We start from the raw sequence: 15,783 nt of genomic DNA on the forward strand, positions 1-15,783 counted from the left end.
GTAGTACACCGCCAGGCTCCCAATTAATAGAACAGCCCCTCTCGAAAGAGCAGGGGCTTTTTTATTGGCTGAGATTTAGCGGTGTACTGCTCGAGCAGGGCGACCCCATGCGACAAATTCGCCGGGAGCGAATTTGGACAGCTTCAGCTGGTCCCGCAGGGACGAGGCTCAGGAAGAGCCGAGCAAAGTAGTACAGTGATGCCGAGGCAAGCTTAGGAATCTTCAGCTGGTCCCGCACGGGCGAGGCTCAGGAAGCGTCGAGCAATGTAATACACCGCTGGTAGGCCAGCCCCGTGGTAGGCCAGCCCCGCAGGCTCCCAATAAAGCCAAAGAGCCCACTCAATCGAGTGGGCTTTTTGCTTTATCCGCTGCGCGGGTGCACACTCCCGCATGGCAGCCACAGCGCTTTGCGTGTGGCATTGCGAAATACTTCCCTGTGTTTCGCCCTTCGGGCCTGCCTGCGGCAGTCCAAATTCGTTCTTGACGAATTTGTCGCCATGCTGGTTCTGAGTATTAAACAGCTTTGGTCTATGCTAAGTTATCTAAATAACTTTCCTTATGTACGTTTTATATGCATTTGAACAACCTAAGCTGTTTTTTAGCTTTACCTTTAAACAGGCTTTTGTATAATGGCGCCTCCAACGCTAGGGGCATAGTTCCAATTGGTAGAACAGCGGTCTCCAAAACCGATGGTTGGGGGTTCGAATCCCTCTGCCCCTGCCACTTTTCATTATTATGAATATATCAGCAAGCCAGGCTCAATTACTTCGTCAGCTCAATATCAGGCCATTACAGGCTCGCGCCGGTTTCTTTCCGGATGCATTAGTCAATTCACACTGCGATCCAAGCAGCAGCGCTAACGCAGCATTACAGCAACCGCCAAGCTCGGTGCTAACTAATGATATAAAACGTATGTTGTCCCAGGCGGCAATTACAGACTGGCAACTTGACCCTGCAGCCTCTGCTTGTCAGCTGGCCAATAATAGCACCTCATTGATTACGCCGGTTCTTGCTCTATTGCAGCAACCTGAGTTGAAGCAACAGTTATGGCTGTTGCTGCAGCCTTTGCTAGCTGACGATGCTGATTAAAGCACTCACTACTGCTGATATCCCTGCCTTACTGTCTATTGAAACGGTGGCTAATCCCTATCCCTGGACAGAAGGTGTGTTTAAGTCTTGTTTCGGTAGCCAATACTTTAATTTCGGTATTTTCGATAACGAGCAATTGTTGGGCTTCTACTTTGGTCAATTTATTGCTATCGAAAGCCAACTGTTTAATATTTGTGTTCGGCGCGATCAACAAGGCAAGGGGCTTGGCAGTAAGTTACTAGCGCACTTTATCAGCCAGTCTGAGCAGCGTGATGCAACAGAAGCCTGGTTAGAAGTCAGATCGTCCAATCAATCTGCCATCCATTTGTATACTAAGACTGGTTTTATTGAAGCCGGCTGTCGATCAAACTACTACAGCAGTACCAGCGGTAAAGAAGACGCGATAATGATGTGTCTGCCACTTCGGTTTTCAAATTAATCCTACGCTGTGCCAGCGCCAGTGATGCTGCTATAATCCCCAACAATTATTTTTCATTGCTATGTCAGCCAGCGCTCTGGTTGTTAACTGATATTGGATACCATGACTAAAGATAAATTTCTGCATGAAATTGATAGCAGACGCACTTTTGCGATCATCAGCCACCCGGATGCCGGTAAAACTACAATTACCGAAAAGGTACTACTGTTCGGACATCTGATCCAAAAAGCCGGTACGGTCAAGGGCAAGAAATCTGGCCAGTTTGCCACCTCAGACTGGATGGAGATGGAAAAAGAGCGGGGCATCTCGGTAACCACATCAGTGATGCAGTTTCCTTACAATGATTGTCTGGTGAACCTGCTTGATACTCCTGGCCACGAAGATTTCTCGGAAGATACCTATCGCACCTTAACTGCGGTTGACTCTTGTCTGATGGTAATTGACGGCGCTAAGGGTGTTGAAGACCGGACCATTAAACTGATGGAAGTCACGCGGCTGCGTGATACGCCTATTATCACTTTTATGAACAAGATGGATCGCGACATTCGCGACCCTGTTGATCTACTTGATGAAGTAGAAAGTGTTTTAAAAATCGCCTGTGCGCCGATCACCTGGCCAATTGCTTCAGGTAAGGAATTTAAAGGCGTTTATCATATTCTGCGTGATGAAGTTATTTTGTATAAATCGGGCATGGGACACACCATTCAGGATCTTGATGTGATCAAAGGCCTTAATAACCCAGAGCTAGATAAACGTATTGGTTATTATGCCCAGCAGTTACGGGATGAAATGGAGCTGGTTCAGGGCGCCAGCAACGAGTTTGATCAGGAGCTGTTTTTAAAAGGTGAATTAACACCGGTATTTTTTGGTACTGCACTGGGTAACTTTGGTGTTGACCATATGCTTGATGGCCTTACGGAATGGGCACCCAAACCTCAGTCACGCTTAACGAACAGCCGCAAAGTTGAACCGATTGAAAATGGCTTTAGTGGCTTTGTATTTAAAATTCAGGCCAATATGGACCCTAAACATCGCGACCGGGTGGCTTTTTTACGGATTGTCTCAGGAAAATATGAAAAAGGCATGAAAGTAAGGCACGTGCGGATTGGTAAAGATGTGCTTATTCCGCAAGCTTTAACGTTCCTGGCAGGCGATCGTGAGCATCTGGATGTGGCATACCCTGGTGATATTATCGGGTTGCATAACCACGGCACCATTAAAATTGGCGATACCTTCACCACCGGTGAAGATATGCAGTTTAGTGGCATTCCAAATTTCGCCCCAGAGTTGTTCCGGCGCATTCGTTTACGCGACCCATTAAAACAAAAGCAGCTGTTAAAAGGCTTGGTGCAATTATCTGAAGAAGGTGCGGTGCAGGTATTCCGGCCACTGGATACTAACGATTTAATCGTTGGAGCGGTGGGCGTGCTGCAATTCGATGTGGTCGTTAGCCGGTTAAAATCTGAATACAATGTCGATGCTATCTATGAAAGTGTTAACGTGGCAACCGCCCGCTGGGTGTATAGCGCTGATGGCAAAGCCTTGCAGGAGTTTCAGAATAAGGCCAGTGTTAATCTGGCGCTGGATGGTGGCGACAACCTGACCTATATCGCACCAACGATGGTGAATCTGAATCTGGCCACCGAACGCTACCCGAAAATCTCTTTCCAGAAGACCCGAGAACATTAACAGGCCGCTATTATGAATATTAAGCAACTTCTTACTGACAGAACCTTAGTCGCCTTCAATACACTGGGATTGCCGGAAGGTGCCAATCCTGCTGTTACCCAAAGCACCCGGCCTGAATTTGGTGAGTACCAGATTAACGGGGCGATGAGCGCCGCAAAGTTATTAAAAACCAACCCCAGAGAGCTTGCCAGTAAATTACTGGCCTTACTGGATTTGTCTGACATTGCCGAAAAGGCTGAGATCGCCGGTCCGGGCTTTATTAACGTTTCGCTTAAAGCCGACTGGTTGGCGATGCAATTAACGCAAGCCGCTACAGATAAACGCCTGGGCGTGAGTATTAACCCACAACCGCAAACTGTTGTGGTGGATTACTCCGCACCTAATTTGGCCAAAGAGATGCATGTCGGCCATTTACGTTCAACCATTATTGGTGATGCCGTGGTTCGTACTCTTGAATTCTGGGGCGATAAAGTTATCCGCCAGAATCATATGGGTGACTGGGGTACCCAGTTTGGCATGCTGATAGCGCACCTGGAAGATAAACTTGCAGCCGGGATCGATTTAGAGCAGGTAGCTTTAGCCGATCTGGAAGATTTTTATCGCGAAGCGAAAAAGCGTTTTGATGATGAAGACGGCTTTGCCGATAAATCGCGTCAGTATGTGGTAAAGCTGCAAAGCGGTGACGAGCACTGTCAGAAATTATGGCAGTTGTTTATTGATACCTCGATCAAGCACAGCGACGAGGTTTACCACAAGCTGAATGTAACGCTTAAGCACGCTGATATTAAACCGGAAAGTGCTTATAACAGCATGTTGCATGGCATCGTGGATGATTTAAAGCAGCAAAAACTTGCCGTGGAAAGTATGGGCGCACTGGTGGTGTTCTTAGCTGAGCTGGCAGATAAAGAAGGAAATCCGTCGCCATTTATTATTCAGAAAACCGGTGGTGGCTTTTTGTATTCCACCACTGATTTAGCCGCATGCCAGTATCGCAGCCACGAGTTATCTGCCGATCGGATTATTATTTTTACTGATGCCCGCCAGGCGCTGCATTTTAAACAAGTAGAGCTGGTTTCCCGCAAAGCAGGTTACCTGCGTGATAGTACGGCTTACGATCATTGCCCTTTCGGTACCATGATGGGCGAAGACGGTAAACCGTTTAAAACCCGCAGCGGTGGCACAGTAAAACTTGCTGATTTACTGGAAGAAGCGGTGGTTCGTGCCAATACGGTGTTGCAAGAGAAAGCAACAGAGTTAACCGCTGCAGAGATTACAGATATTGCTAATAAGGTTGGCATTGGCGCAGTAAAGTTTGCCGATTTATCGAAGAACCGGACTAGTGATTATATTTTCAGCTGGGATGCAATGCTCAGTTTTGAAGGTGCTACTGCCCCGTACCTGCAATATGCTTATACCCGGGTACGCAGTATTTTGCGCAAAGCCGACGTCACTGAGCGTTTCCAGGCTGATATTTTGTTGCAATCTGTGCAGGAAAAACAGTTGGCGGTGAAGTTACTGCGCTTAGAAGAAACCCTGCAAATGGTGATAAAAGACGCCCAACCCAATTTGCTTTGTAATTATCTGTACGAACTGGCCAGTTTATACATGAGCTTTTATGAAGCCTGTCCAATTTTAAAAGAGGGTGTTGAACCAGAAATACGTAGCAGCCGTTTAATGCTCAGTATTTTAGCCTCTAAGGTGCTGCAGCAAGGTTTAGATTTGCTCGGCATAGAGGTCATGGAGCGTATGTAATGAAAATTGATGATATTCGCCGCAGTTACACCAAAGATAAGCTGGAGCTGGACAAGCTTAATAGCGATCCTGTAGCGCAGTTTGAGCTCTGGCTAAAGGATGCGATTGCTGCAGAGTTGCCGGACCCGACTGCGATGTGTGTGGCGAGTGTCGATAGCGATGGCCAGCCATCACAACGGCTGGTATTGCTTAAAGATGTTAATCAGGACGGTTTTACCTTTTACACTAACCTGGGCAGTCGTAAAGCAATTGAGCTGACAGCAAACCCTAAGGTATCACTGCATTTTCCCTGGCACCCGTTGGAGCGTCAGGTTATTGTATATGGTACCGCCGAGCGGGTGCCGAATAGCCAGGTGATGAAGTATTTTTTGTCCAGACCCAAGGAAAGTCAGCTTGCTGCCTGGGCGTCAGAGCAAAGCCGGCCGGTGTCTACCCGACAGGCATTGCTGCAAAAATTTGCTGAGATAAAGCACAAGTTTGCACATGGCGAGGTTCCTTTACCGTCTTTCTGGGGCGGCTTTTTGATCAGACCTCATAAAATTGAATTTTGGCAAGGTGGTGAGCACCGCTTGCACGATCGCTTTATGTATAGCAGAACAGATAATGCTGGGAATAAGCCACTTTGGCACATTGAACGGCTATGTCCCTGACAGCTGAGCGTTCAAAATCTTTGCGGTTAATTGACAGCCACTGTCATTTTGATTTGCCTGAACTTGCGCAAGCGCAGGACAGGCTATGGAGAGAGGCTCAGCAAGTGGGGGTAGCGGCGCTGGTTATTCCTGCCGTTTCAGCGACTGCCTGGCCCAACTTACTTAAATTACATGCTGAACAACCCGCCTGGCATATTGCTTTAGGTATTCATCCCTGGTGGGCAGCTGAGCATACTTTGCTTGATGTCGCGCAGTTGGATCAGCTAATCCGGCAGCAGGCAGATAAGGTCTGTGCGGTAGGCGAAATTGGCCTTGATTTCGCCTTGGCCGAAAATACTTTTGCGACACAACAACAGTTGTTTGAGTCTCAACTTGCTGTGGCAAAAAAGCACGCGAAGCCGGTAATTTTGCATCATCGTAAAAGCCAACCACAATTACTGGCAGAGCTGAAAAGACAACAGTTTGACGAGGGCGGTATTTTACATGCCTTTTCCGGCAGTCAGCAGCAAGCATCCGCCTTTTTGGATCGTGGTTTTAAGCTGGGTATTGGCGGCACTATTACTTATGAGCGAGCCAGAAAAACCCGTAACAGTATCCAAAAGTTGCCGCTAAACAGCTTTGTGCTGGAAACCGATGCACCGGCAATGCCCTTAGCCGGCTCACAGGGGCAAATTAATACACCCGCCAGGCTAATAGATGTATTTAATACGTTCAGTCAATTACGAATTGAAAGCCGCACAGAGCTGGCAGCTGCCCTTTGGCAGAATACTGCAGAAGTGCTAAGGCTTGTGTAAGCGAAAACCATGTCGTGACAGACGGGAGAAACTGCGGCGCAGCAAGTAGCCGGTTAAGCCGGTGATCAGCAACAACAGCAGCAACTGCTGCATCAACTTTTGCCAGCGGGCAAAACTGGGGTTTAATTTTGTATCAGGTTGCAGACTAATTTTGATATAACCGAGTAATTGCTGCTGGTTGCGAATTTCCTGAACCATTGGCACCAGCGGCTGGCTGGCGAATTTCCCATACATCAGCCTTGCTGCTGCACTGGCCTCAGACCAGCTTATCCGCACACCGTTGCTATCGTAGAATACTACATCGTATAAAAATGGACTGGCCGCAATATTCTGAGTAAGTTGTTCCAGACCATCCAGTTGATCATGCTCAATCAGGTAGGCTGCGGCCTGGGAGAGGGTTTTCAGATTTTCCCTCATCAGTTGCTCTGCCTGGCTTTGCAGAATAGCCTGGCCCTGATTGCTGGTTTTTACCCAGCTATGCAATACAAACCAGATACCGGCGACCGCAATGGCCAATTGAACCAGCTTAATAAAACTTGAAGTGGAACTCGGTATTGCGATATTGTTCTGCATATTTTTTTAAACAAACTGCTGCTGGCTCTTATACGCTAAGCATGCCATGGTATTAACTCCAAGTATAGGTCACCCATTGTCGTTCTTAATAACCGTCAGTCCGGCGCAGCTGACCAGTGCTGATATTGCCGCGCTTCTGGCTCAGCAAACTGCTTTCTGGTTTCAGACCAGGGGCGAACATCTGCAGTTGCAAACAGAGCAGGCAGTACCTTTGTTTCCTGAATCTGAAGCTATTCAGTTCACTCCTCCGGCGTTAAGTCACTGTTCAATTCGTGTATTTGGACAACCGGTCCATGGTGCGCTGCTGCATGGGCTTGGTCTGTTACTACCCGCTGATTGCGGTTTAAAAGTTTCATTGCTGCAACCCCATCCCGAATTGCCTGCAGGTCTGCTTATCCAGCTGACAGGAATGTTACCGGCACAGCAGCTTCAGCAGCTGTATCGTTTTGCGACTGAGCAGAATGTTGAACTGGTATATCTTGATAAGCAGGTCAAATTGTCTGAACCTGGCCTGTTGGTGATGGATATGGACTCAACGGCTATTACTATTGAATGTATTGATGAAATTGCTGCACTGGCCGGGGTTGGCCCTCAGGTAGCGGCGGTGACTGCCCGCGCTATGAACGGTGAGCTGGATTTCGCTGCCAGTCTAATCGAGCGGGTAGCTGCATTAAAAGGTGCTCCACAATCCGTATTACAGCAAGTTGCTACAAATTTACCGCTAATGCCAGGTTTAGTTGCTCTGATAAGCCGGTTGCAGCAGCAGAATTGGCTGGTGGCTATCGCCTCCGGTGGCTTTACTTACTTTACCGATGTGCTGCAACAACGCCTGGGGTTAAACGCCACCTTTGCCAATGTACTTGAGATTGAAAACGGTATATTAACCGGGAAGGTAGTTGGAGATATCGTTGATGCCAACACCAAAGCCCGTGCCGTGAGTGAGTTGGCCGGGCGATTTGGTATTGCCAATAGCCAAACCGTGGCGATTGGGGACGGAGCCAATGACTTACCTATGTTAAAGACGGCAGCACTTGGCGTGGCGTTTCATGCCAAACCTAAAGTGCAGGAAGCGGCAGCCGCCAGAATTAATCAGGGTTCGTTATTGCAGCTATTGTATTTACTGGACTGTGCATGAAGCATCAGCAAAGCTCAATGTATGTCGATTTGCAGCAATATCAGTTGCATTTACGACGTTTAATACCGCTGCAGCAGTCGTTAAGTCCGATCCTGTTTTTGCATGGCGCGATTGAAAATGGCCGCATATTTTACAGCCATTCGGGTAAAGGTTTAGCCTGTTTTCTGGCCGATCAGGGGTATATTGGTTATTGTGCAGATTTTGCCGGCCGTGGTTTATCGCAACCGCAACTGGTTACCGGGTTTGATCAAAACCAACATCAGGTTATTACCCGGGATATTCCGGCATTAATTGATTTCGTCTATCAGCAGCATCAACAGCCTTTAACCATTATTGCTCACTCTTGGGGAGGGGTGTTATTAGCCGCCTCTTTGTCTCGTTTTCCAGAGTTAATCAGTAAAGTCAGGGCTAAAATCTATTTTGGAACAAAAAGGGTAATCAGCGTCCAGAGTCTGGAGCGAAAAATCAAAATTGACTGGGTCTGGAACCGCTTAGCGCCATGGTTGGGTAAACAATATGGCTATGTGCCAGCCAGACAATGGCGGCTCGGCGCTGACAATGAGTCAACAGCGTTTTTGTCCGATACAATCCGTTGGATTAAAGGGGAACCTTTTGCCGATATAACGGATGGTTTTGATTATGCCAGGGCAGGTCAGCAAACGTTGTGGCCACCTATCTGGCACTTTGCTGCGGTGAAAGATACCTTACTTGGCCATCCGGCTGACGTGCAGCATTTTATTCAGGAAACCGGCCAGCAGCAGAGTAAATATACCTTACTGGGACGTGCGCAGGGCCATTTACAGGACTACGATCATATTTCTATGCTGACCCATCCGAGCGCCAGCGAAGATCACTTTATGCAAATTAACAAGTGGCTGGTTAATCTGGGTAACTGACACGGACTATACTTCCCGATATTTTTAACGGCTTTTGCTGGTGTTTAGTCGCTTTTGGCGCAACCCGTCATCCTCGGCATGTGCTATGCTACCGTAACGCCAGGCCAGTTCTTTACTGATATCTACCGCATCACCTACGCCTGCTACGCTCCATAGTTCTTCCTCCAGCGTTTTCGCCCTGTGAATAGCATAAACGCTGATGTAACTAATCTCTTTGGCAATATAGTCGGTATCCGGTCGTCCTGTGCGGGATAAAAATAAGCGAAAAGCAAATAACGTCGCCTCTCGTAGTGCATTCTTTATAAATGCCTGCTTTTGTTGTTCATCACTGAATTCATAATCATAGTAACTTTCTAACGCGGCTGATGATGCTGAGGATGCGCGTGGCGCCTTAATGTATAGCTCATAGCTCTTCGGGGGATCAAAGCGCTTCATTGTTTTAAGCTGCTGGGCAAATTGCAGGTTGGCAGTGCTGTTTTTCAATAACAATTCTAAATCCAGCGTCCCCTTATTGCTGTGTTGCAACAGCAAAGTATGCAGTGCATTAGGTGAAGCCCCCTGTGCAACCACATTCAGTTCATAGCGGATGCCTTTTCGGTGCAGGTAGAACGCAAAGTTATTCAGTGATTTTAAGTACATGTTCCGCAGTGCTTCAGATAAACCAGGGTACTTGGGAGTTTCTTCGGCCAGAGTCAATTTTGCCCGGTTATTCTGAATTAACTGCTGGAAAAACTGCTTGCCTGTATGGTTTGCTTCGGTAGCCAGCGCTTTCAAATTCATGATGCTCTGGCTTTTACTTACTGCCATTACTTCATAAGGCAACTGAGTTAACTGATGTTTATTGGTTATTTTTTGCAGGTCAACCAAATCCAGTTCAATTACATCCCCTTTTTTGTACTGCACTGGCTGAGTCGTTTCTATTTGTAAACCACCGGTAGAGAAATCACGGCTAAATCCGGCAACCAGCTGCTCGTTGTGTCTTAGCTGTACCGTAGTTTTATATAAATAACGCGATTCAGCCCGCAGATTAATATACTGGACAGGCACGGCTTCGCATGGCGGTACTTGTGGTAGTTTTCTATGACCAAACTGATTTAACTGCGCCAGATGGGCGGGGTTATAACTATATTGCTGATAGTTAGTCGCATTATTGGCGCTAATATCGGTAAGGCCGGCAATGTAGCGCAGATTTTTTATTACCCCTTGTATCAGCGGCGTTGTCGCGGCTTTGGCGGGGCTTGCGTCAGGCTTTTGTGGTGTCTCTGGTAACGTCAAATGAGCCGTAGCATGCTGGGCCGTGGTTTTTATCAGGTTTAAATGAAAAACACGCCAGCTAGGTTTGGCAGCGCCAAAACCAAAGAAAGTATCGCGCAATTCCGGCGCGGCGAGCAATTCTTCTGCGGTAGCAGAGTAATAATATAATTTTCCTTTGGCGGCATGAGTGAAGCAGTAAAGGATAGTGGAGCGCTCCGGTCCGGGTTGGGCGAGCAAGTGTTTAAGGCGCTTGACTGTCAGTAATGTGATCAGGACTGAGCGTTGCTGTTCATCCAGAAAATAATGCCAAACCGACTTGTTGTAATCCGTGGTTAACGCAAAACGCGGACTAACTGCTCCTTCATTAACAGCAAGATATACCGGCAGACTATTTAACCTGGGTAGATAGAACTGTTCATATCCTTTAGTAGTAACAGCATCGGTGGTGTTATCAAGATTCACTTTATAGCGCCGTTTATTGCCATGAATAAATTTTTGCAAAAAGTTACTGAAAACCTGGTCTTGCTCTGAGGGCAGTTTTTTCAGCCGCCAGTAATTTACTTTATCAAGCTGTTCAATATCGACCAGCTGATACTGAATACCATCAGGGATATCGAGCGTGAACTCCTGCTCCAGACCAGTAAAATTAATGGTAACTGTATCACCGGAGTTTGCGCTACGACCTTTAGGGATTTTTAACTTACAACCTGAAATTGACAGATCGCTGGTGGTGGCAACAAACCGACTGCCGTTAACTTTAACATCGACATCGACACCGAAATTCATTCGCTCTTCAGTGCGGCTGACGTAATGACCAAAAGTAATCAGTTTGGCTTTATCTTGCTCGACTGAACCCACGCCCGGGCTGTCATCGGTCGCTTCATTGCCGGTTAATACAGACTTAACCCGCTGCGCAGTTTCTTTTTTGTGCATAACCCGAAAGTTATTGTCGGCGTTTAATACTTCTTCATAAACGCCCAGGGTGTAACCGCCATATTGTTTAATGCCACTTTCGAATATCTGAATGGCGTTATCGTCCATATAGTGGGTTTTGTCACGATAAACAAAAGGCCTGACTTCACCATCGACGTGGCCGCGCAAGTCGATAAAATAATCGCATGGCTGAGCCAAACGTTTTAATTCCATTTTCAACAGAAACTGTTTAGATTTGGGCAGGTCTGAGGTAAGCGAGCTGAAAACCTGGTCAAACTCAGCAGAGTTTATCAGGCTTTTCATGCGCTCAATTATTCCAGCATACTCTTTCAGGTCTTCAGTGGTCATAGTTTCGTTATTCAGATGCCAAAATTCAGGCGCCTTCTGGTTATAATGGTAGTACGCTACGTGGTTATAAATTGAAAAGCAATATCTGTGCCTTTCTTTCAAATTAGGATTTTTGATAATGGCAAAAGTAAAAACGGCATACGTTTGTAATGAGTGTGGTGCCGACTTTATGCGTTGGCAAGGGCAATGCAGCGAGTGTGGTGCCTGGAACAGTATTACCGAGGTGCGGTTGGGCACGGTTAAAACGGCAGGTACTCGCCAGGGTTATGCCGGGGCTGCTCAGGCCAGAGTGATGCGCCTTGATGAAGTTGACTTGCAGGAAGTGCCACGATTCAGTTCGGGCTTTGCTGAATTTGACCGGGTGCTCGGCGGCGGTATTGTGCCGGGGTCAGCCATCTTAATTGGCGGTGCGCCGGGAGCGGGTAAAAGTACCCTGTTGTTGCAGTTAATGTGCGGTCTGGCAGAGCAGGGCAATGCACTCTATGTAACAGGTGAGGAATCGTTGCAACAGGTTGCCATGCGGGCACAGCGCTTAGGGTTGCCCAGCAGCAAACTGAATATGCTGGCTGAGACCAATGTTGAAACGGTGTGTTTACTGGCTCAGCAGGAAAAGCCACGGATTATGGTGATCGACTCTATTCAGGTGATGCATCTGGCCGATATTCAGTCAGCGCCTGGCAGTGTGTCACAGGTAAGAGAGAGTGCCGCGTTTTTAACCCGTTTTGCCAAGCAATATAATATTGCCATTATTATGGTTGGCCACGTAACCAAAGATGGCTCGCTGGCCGGCCCGAAAGTACTGGAGCATTGTATCGATTGTTCAGTCATGCTGGAGGGGGATACTGACAGTCGCTATCGCACGTTACGTGGTAATAAGAACCGCTTTGGTCCGGTCAACGAGCTTGGCGTATTTGCCATGACCGGCCAGGGAATGAAAGAGGTGAAGAATCCTTCTGCGATCTTTTTAACACGGGGTAAAGAAGATCAGTCTGGCAGTATTGTGATGGTTCTGTGGGAAGGTACCCGGCCATTACTGGTGGAGATCCAGGGGCTGGTCGATCACTCCCCGTTAAATAATCCGCGCCGGGTTACCCTGGGCATGGAACAAAACCGGATCTCAATGTTACTGGCCGTAATGCATCGCCATGCCGGTATTCAGATGGCAGATCAGGATGTGTTTGTTAACGTGGTTGGTGGTGTTAAGGTAAATGAAACCAGCGCCGATTTAGCCACCTTACTGGCATTAGTATCCAGCTTTCGGGATAGGCCATTGCCAAATGATTTAGTGGTATTTGGCGAAGTCGGATTAGCCGGAGAGATAAGGCCAGTGCCCAGTGGTATCGAGCGCCTGAAAGAGGCAGCAAAACATGGCTTTAAACGGGCTATTGTGCCGCTTGGCAATAAGCCTAAAGAGTCAATCAGTGGGATGGAGGTTGTTGCCGTGGCAAAACTGGCAGACGCTCTGGAAGCAATTTAACGGCGCCACTAAGCCCAGTTGAAAAGCCCCGGCAAACCGGGGCTTCGTCAGATCAGAAACGACTGTTAGCCGGAAAATTAAGCTTGAGCACTTTAAACGTATCGTTCTTCAGTTTTTCCAGACCAAGCTTATCGTAGCTCTCAACCATAACCTCAAGGGCTTGCTCCACATGAGGTGAGTCACGATAGTATTCAACAACATACTTTCCTCGGTTGGCCGCAGCCAGAAATGCACCCCGGCGCATATAATAATCAGCAACTAATAGTTCATGCCGGGCCAGGGTATCTTTGATATGCACCATGCGTTCTTTAGCTTCACCACTGTATTTACTTTGTGGGTAATTAGTCACCAGAATTTTAAAATCATCAAATGCTTGTCTGGTGCTGCTTAAATCACGGTCGGCCCGGTCTACTCCAAAAAACTCCTGGAAACTATTTTCATCCGCTTTTAAGTTAGCCAGACCCCGCATATAGTAAACGTAATCCAAATCTGGTTGATTAGGATTAAGCCTGATAAAACGGTCAATACTGGCCAATGCCTGCGGCAGATTTCCAGATTTGTAGTAAGCGTAAATTAAATCCAGTTGAACCTGACGCGCCAGAGGCCCAAATGGATAGCGAGACTCTACCGCCTGCAACAGCTCAACTGCTCTGTTATACAAACCGTTATCTAACACTTCTTTTGCCTGCTGATACATCGCCTGAGCAGTTTGACTGCCAGGGTCTGGCTGAGCTGGCTTGCCAGCACAGGCACTTAACGCTAAAAAAACTACTACTATCAGTAAAAAATTCGCTTTCATGTAAAAATCCGTAACTACTTGGCTAAATGGCTGTCTAGTCGGGCGTAAAATCGCTAAAATAACCGCTAATGCGATTCTACCCCAGATAAGTTGGGGTTGCACACAGGATAACTGCTTCCGTCATGACAAAACAGATAAAACTTTCACAAATCGTCCCTGACCACTTTTATGGTATGCGCTTAGATCAGGTTTTAGCAGAAATGTTCCCGGATTATTCTCGCTCGCGGTTAAAAGAGTGGATCCTGGCTGATGCAGTGCAGCTTGATCAGAGTGTGCAAAACCTGCCAAAGTTTAAAGTGGTTGGTGGCGAACAGGTTGATATAGTTGCAGATGTTGTCGAAGAGCAACGTTTTGGCGCCGAGCAAATTGCGCTGGATATTCTGCATGAAGATGAACATATTCTGGTGATAAATAAACCTGCAGGCCTGGTAGTGCACCCGGGTGCAGGTAATGCCGACGGCACTTTGCTCAATGCTTTACTGCACCACTGCCCGTCAATTGCAGAAGTACCCCGCGCAGGTATTATTCATCGTCTGGACAAAGATACCACCGGTTTAATGGTGGTTGCGAAAACGATTCCGGCGCAAACCCATCTGGTAGAAGCAATGCAGGCCCGGGAAATTACCCGTGAATACGAAGCCATTTGTTATGGCAAGATGACCGGCGGTGGTTTTGTCAATCAACCGATTGGCCGTCATCAGACCAAACGGACCCAAATGGCAGTGATTGATGGCGGCAAGCCAGCCGTGACGCATTACCGGGTAATGGAGAAATATCGGGGCCATACCCGATTGCGCCTGCGCCTGGAAACGGGCCGTACTCACCAAATTCGGGTGCATATGGCCTTTATTAATCACTCATTGGTCGGTGATCCGGTTTATGGTGGTAGACCCAGGCCGCCACGTAAAGCTGCCGAGAGTTTACTGGTGATGATGCGTAACTTTAAACGCCAGGCTTTGCATGCAGCTATGCTGCGTTTGGCTCATCCTATTACCAGTGAAATATTGGAATGGCATGCGCCATTACCAGATGATTTAGTTGAGCTGAATGCTGCGTTACGCGCCGACACTCTGCTGCATGGAATGGACGAAGCCTGAGTTGACCAAGTCTGAATTGATTGGGTCTGAATTGATTAAGTCTGAATTAATCAAGCCGGCCTGGCCAGCGCCGGCAAACGTTAATGCGTTTAGCTCTACCCGCCGTGGCGGCTTTTCAGAAGGGCCTTTTCAGAGTTTAAATTTAGGAGATCATGTTGGTGATTGCGCCGATACGGTCAGGCGCAACCGCCAGCAGTTTCAATGCGAAGCTGCCATGCCTGGCCAGCCGGTCTGGCTGAATCAGACTCACAGTACGCAGTGTATAACCCTGTCGTCACCAGCGGTTACCGTTGGCAATGCCGACGCCAGTTTCAGTCGCCAGAGCGGGCTTATCTGCACGGTGATGACGGCAGATTGTCTACCAATATTAATTTGCAACCAGCAGGGCTCGGAAGTGGCGGCAGTGCATGCCGGCTGGCGTGGCCTGTGCAACGGCATCATTGAAAACAGCGTGCAATTATTTAGTCAGCCAGAAGCGTGTATGGCGTGGTTAGGACCGGCCATTAGCCAGCATGCTTTTGAAGTGGGTGCTGAGGTTCGTGCCGCTTTTGTGCGGCAAGATCCGGACGCTGCAGCCGCATTTATACCCGGAGCCAGCGGGAAATGGTTTGCCGATTTGTATTCGCTGGCACGTCAGCGCCTCGTCCGCTGTGGCATTAATGACATTTACGGCGCTGAGCATTGTACCTACCAGCAAACTTCAACATTTTTCTCCTACCGACGCGATGGCCAAACTGGCCGCATGGCCACTGCTATCTGGCTTGATTAAGCTCTCAGCCTGGTAAGGCTACGCGGTTTTGCTGATCTAAGTCAATTTTTTGACGTTTGTTGCTTGATATTTGCCCAGTATCACCCAAT

Annotated in this window: 14 protein-coding genes and 1 tRNA gene; 12 read left to right on the forward strand and 3 right to left on the reverse strand. The window is 47.8% G+C overall.

Annotated features, from left to right (window positions below; genetic code table 11):
- Positions 1-646: 646 nt before the first annotated feature.
- From B2X65_RS04975 to B2X65_RS05005, 7 genes are all read left to right on the forward strand, one after another.
- A tRNA-Trp gene (locus tag B2X65_RS04975) sits at positions 647-723 on the forward strand.
- A gap of 12 nt (positions 724-735) precedes the next feature.
- Positions 736-1,089 (forward strand): hypothetical protein, encoded by a 354-nt coding sequence (locus B2X65_RS04980; RefSeq protein ID WP_290611048.1) that lies wholly within the window; start codon positions 736-738, stop codon positions 1,087-1,089.
- A complete protein-coding gene (gene rimI, locus B2X65_RS04985) occupies positions 1,079-1,528 on the forward strand; it encodes a ribosomal protein S18-alanine N-acetyltransferase (protein ID WP_290611049.1) in 450 nt (149 codons plus the stop codon). The genes B2X65_RS04980 and rimI overlap by 11 nt, the downstream gene beginning before the upstream one ends.
- A 102-nt stretch (positions 1,529-1,630) precedes the next feature.
- Complete coding sequence (gene prfC, locus B2X65_RS04990) at positions 1,631-3,217, forward strand: peptide chain release factor 3 (protein WP_290611051.1); 1,587 nt, start codon at positions 1,631-1,633, stop codon at positions 3,215-3,217.
- Positions 3,218-3,229: 12 nt separating this feature from the next.
- On the forward strand, positions 3,230-4,969 hold the full coding sequence (gene argS / locus B2X65_RS04995) for an arginine--tRNA ligase (RefSeq protein ID WP_290611053.1): 1,740 nt from the start codon (positions 3,230-3,232) through the stop codon (positions 4,967-4,969).
- Entirely contained in the window at positions 4,969-5,619 is a 651-nt protein-coding gene (gene pdxH, locus B2X65_RS05000; RefSeq protein WP_290611054.1) for a pyridoxamine 5'-phosphate oxidase, read from the forward strand. The genes argS and pdxH overlap by 1 nt, the downstream gene beginning before the upstream one ends.
- Positions 5,610-6,413 (forward strand): TatD family hydrolase, encoded by an 804-nt coding sequence (locus B2X65_RS05005; protein WP_290611055.1) that lies wholly within the window; start codon positions 5,610-5,612, stop codon positions 6,411-6,413. Before pdxH ends, B2X65_RS05005 begins: the two co-directional genes overlap by 10 nt.
- Here the strand turns inward: B2X65_RS05005 and B2X65_RS05010 are convergent.
- The gene (locus tag B2X65_RS05010) at positions 6,399-6,929 is read right to left on the reverse strand and encodes an AhpA/YtjB family protein (protein ID WP_290611056.1); all 531 of its coding nucleotides are present in this window, start codon (positions 6,927-6,929) and stop codon (positions 6,399-6,401) included. The genes B2X65_RS05005 and B2X65_RS05010 overlap by 15 nt on opposite strands.
- 133 nt (positions 6,930-7,062) lie before the next feature.
- Here B2X65_RS05010 and serB point away from each other — a divergent pair, with 133 nt between their 5' ends.
- Both serB and B2X65_RS05020 read left to right on the forward strand, forming a co-directional pair.
- Positions 7,063-8,121 carry a phosphoserine phosphatase SerB gene (gene serB, locus B2X65_RS05015; RefSeq protein WP_290611058.1) on the forward strand — a complete coding sequence of 353 codons (1,059 nt, stop codon included), beginning with the start codon at positions 7,063-7,065 and terminating at the stop codon, positions 8,119-8,121.
- Positions 8,118-9,017, forward strand: a complete 900-nt coding sequence (locus B2X65_RS05020; protein WP_290611059.1) for an alpha/beta fold hydrolase — start codon at positions 8,118-8,120, stop codon at positions 9,015-9,017. The genes serB and B2X65_RS05020 overlap by 4 nt, the downstream gene beginning before the upstream one ends.
- Before the next feature lie 24 nt (positions 9,018-9,041).
- On the opposite strand, the gene B2X65_RS05025 is transcribed toward B2X65_RS05020, so the two are convergent.
- On the reverse strand, positions 9,042-11,507 hold the full coding sequence (locus B2X65_RS05025; RefSeq protein WP_290611060.1) for a PilZ domain-containing protein: 2,466 nt from the start codon (positions 11,505-11,507) through the stop codon (positions 9,042-9,044).
- 163 nt (positions 11,508-11,670) lie between these two features.
- Between B2X65_RS05025 and radA the strand changes: the two genes are divergently transcribed.
- On the forward strand, positions 11,671-13,029 hold the full coding sequence (gene radA, locus B2X65_RS05030; RefSeq protein WP_290611061.1) for a DNA repair protein RadA: 1,359 nt from the start codon (positions 11,671-11,673) through the stop codon (positions 13,027-13,029).
- A gap of 52 nt (positions 13,030-13,081) precedes the next feature.
- Here radA and B2X65_RS05035 read toward each other — a convergent pair whose 3' ends face one another.
- Complete coding sequence (locus tag B2X65_RS05035; RefSeq protein ID WP_290611062.1) at positions 13,082-13,828, reverse strand: outer membrane protein assembly factor BamD; 747 nt, start codon at positions 13,826-13,828, stop codon at positions 13,082-13,084.
- Positions 13,829-13,950: 122 nt separating this feature from the next.
- Between B2X65_RS05035 and rluD the strand changes: the two genes are divergently transcribed.
- Positions 13,951-14,925 carry a 23S rRNA pseudouridine(1911/1915/1917) synthase RluD gene (gene rluD / locus B2X65_RS05040; RefSeq protein ID WP_290611063.1) on the forward strand — a complete coding sequence of 325 codons (975 nt, stop codon included), beginning with the start codon at positions 13,951-13,953 and terminating at the stop codon, positions 14,923-14,925.
- Position 14,926: 1 nt separating this feature from the next.
- Positions 14,927-15,694 carry a peptidoglycan editing factor PgeF gene (gene pgeF, locus B2X65_RS05045; protein WP_290611065.1) on the forward strand — a complete coding sequence of 256 codons (768 nt, stop codon included), beginning with the start codon at positions 14,927-14,929 and terminating at the stop codon, positions 15,692-15,694.
- The last annotated feature ends 89 nt before the right edge of the window (positions 15,695-15,783 follow it).

Source organism: Arsukibacterium sp. UBA3155 (assembly GCA_002364615.1).
In the GTDB taxonomy this organism is placed as follows: domain Bacteria; phylum Pseudomonadota; class Gammaproteobacteria; order Enterobacterales; family Alteromonadaceae; genus Alishewanella.

Coding starts and splice junctions, on each gene's coding strand:
- pdxH (WP_290611054.1), top strand. CDS start 4,969: ATGAAAATTGATGATATTCGCCGCAGTTACACCAAAGATAAGCTGGAG.
- B2X65_RS04980 (WP_290611048.1), top strand. CDS start 736: ATGAATATATCAGCAAGCCAGGCTCAATTACTTCGTCAGCTCAATATC.
- B2X65_RS05020 (WP_290611059.1), top strand. CDS start 8,118: ATGAAGCATCAGCAAAGCTCAATGTATGTCGATTTGCAGCAATATCAG.
- B2X65_RS05035 (WP_290611062.1), bottom strand. CDS start 13,828: ATGAAAGCGAATTTTTTACTGATAGTAGTAGTTTTTTTAGCGTTAAGT.
- radA (WP_290611061.1), top strand. CDS start 11,671: ATGGCAAAAGTAAAAACGGCATACGTTTGTAATGAGTGTGGTGCCGAC.
- rluD (WP_290611063.1), top strand. CDS start 13,951: ATGACAAAACAGATAAAACTTTCACAAATCGTCCCTGACCACTTTTAT.
- prfC (WP_290611051.1), top strand. CDS start 1,631: ATGACTAAAGATAAATTTCTGCATGAAATTGATAGCAGACGCACTTTT.
- B2X65_RS05005 (WP_290611055.1), top strand. CDS start 5,610: ATGTCCCTGACAGCTGAGCGTTCAAAATCTTTGCGGTTAATTGACAGC.
- B2X65_RS05025 (WP_290611060.1), bottom strand. CDS start 11,507: ATGAAAAGCCTGATAAACTCTGCTGAGTTTGACCAGGTTTTCAGCTCG.
- rimI (WP_290611049.1), top strand. CDS start 1,079: ATGCTGATTAAAGCACTCACTACTGCTGATATCCCTGCCTTACTGTCT.
- argS (WP_290611053.1), top strand. CDS start 3,230: ATGAATATTAAGCAACTTCTTACTGACAGAACCTTAGTCGCCTTCAAT.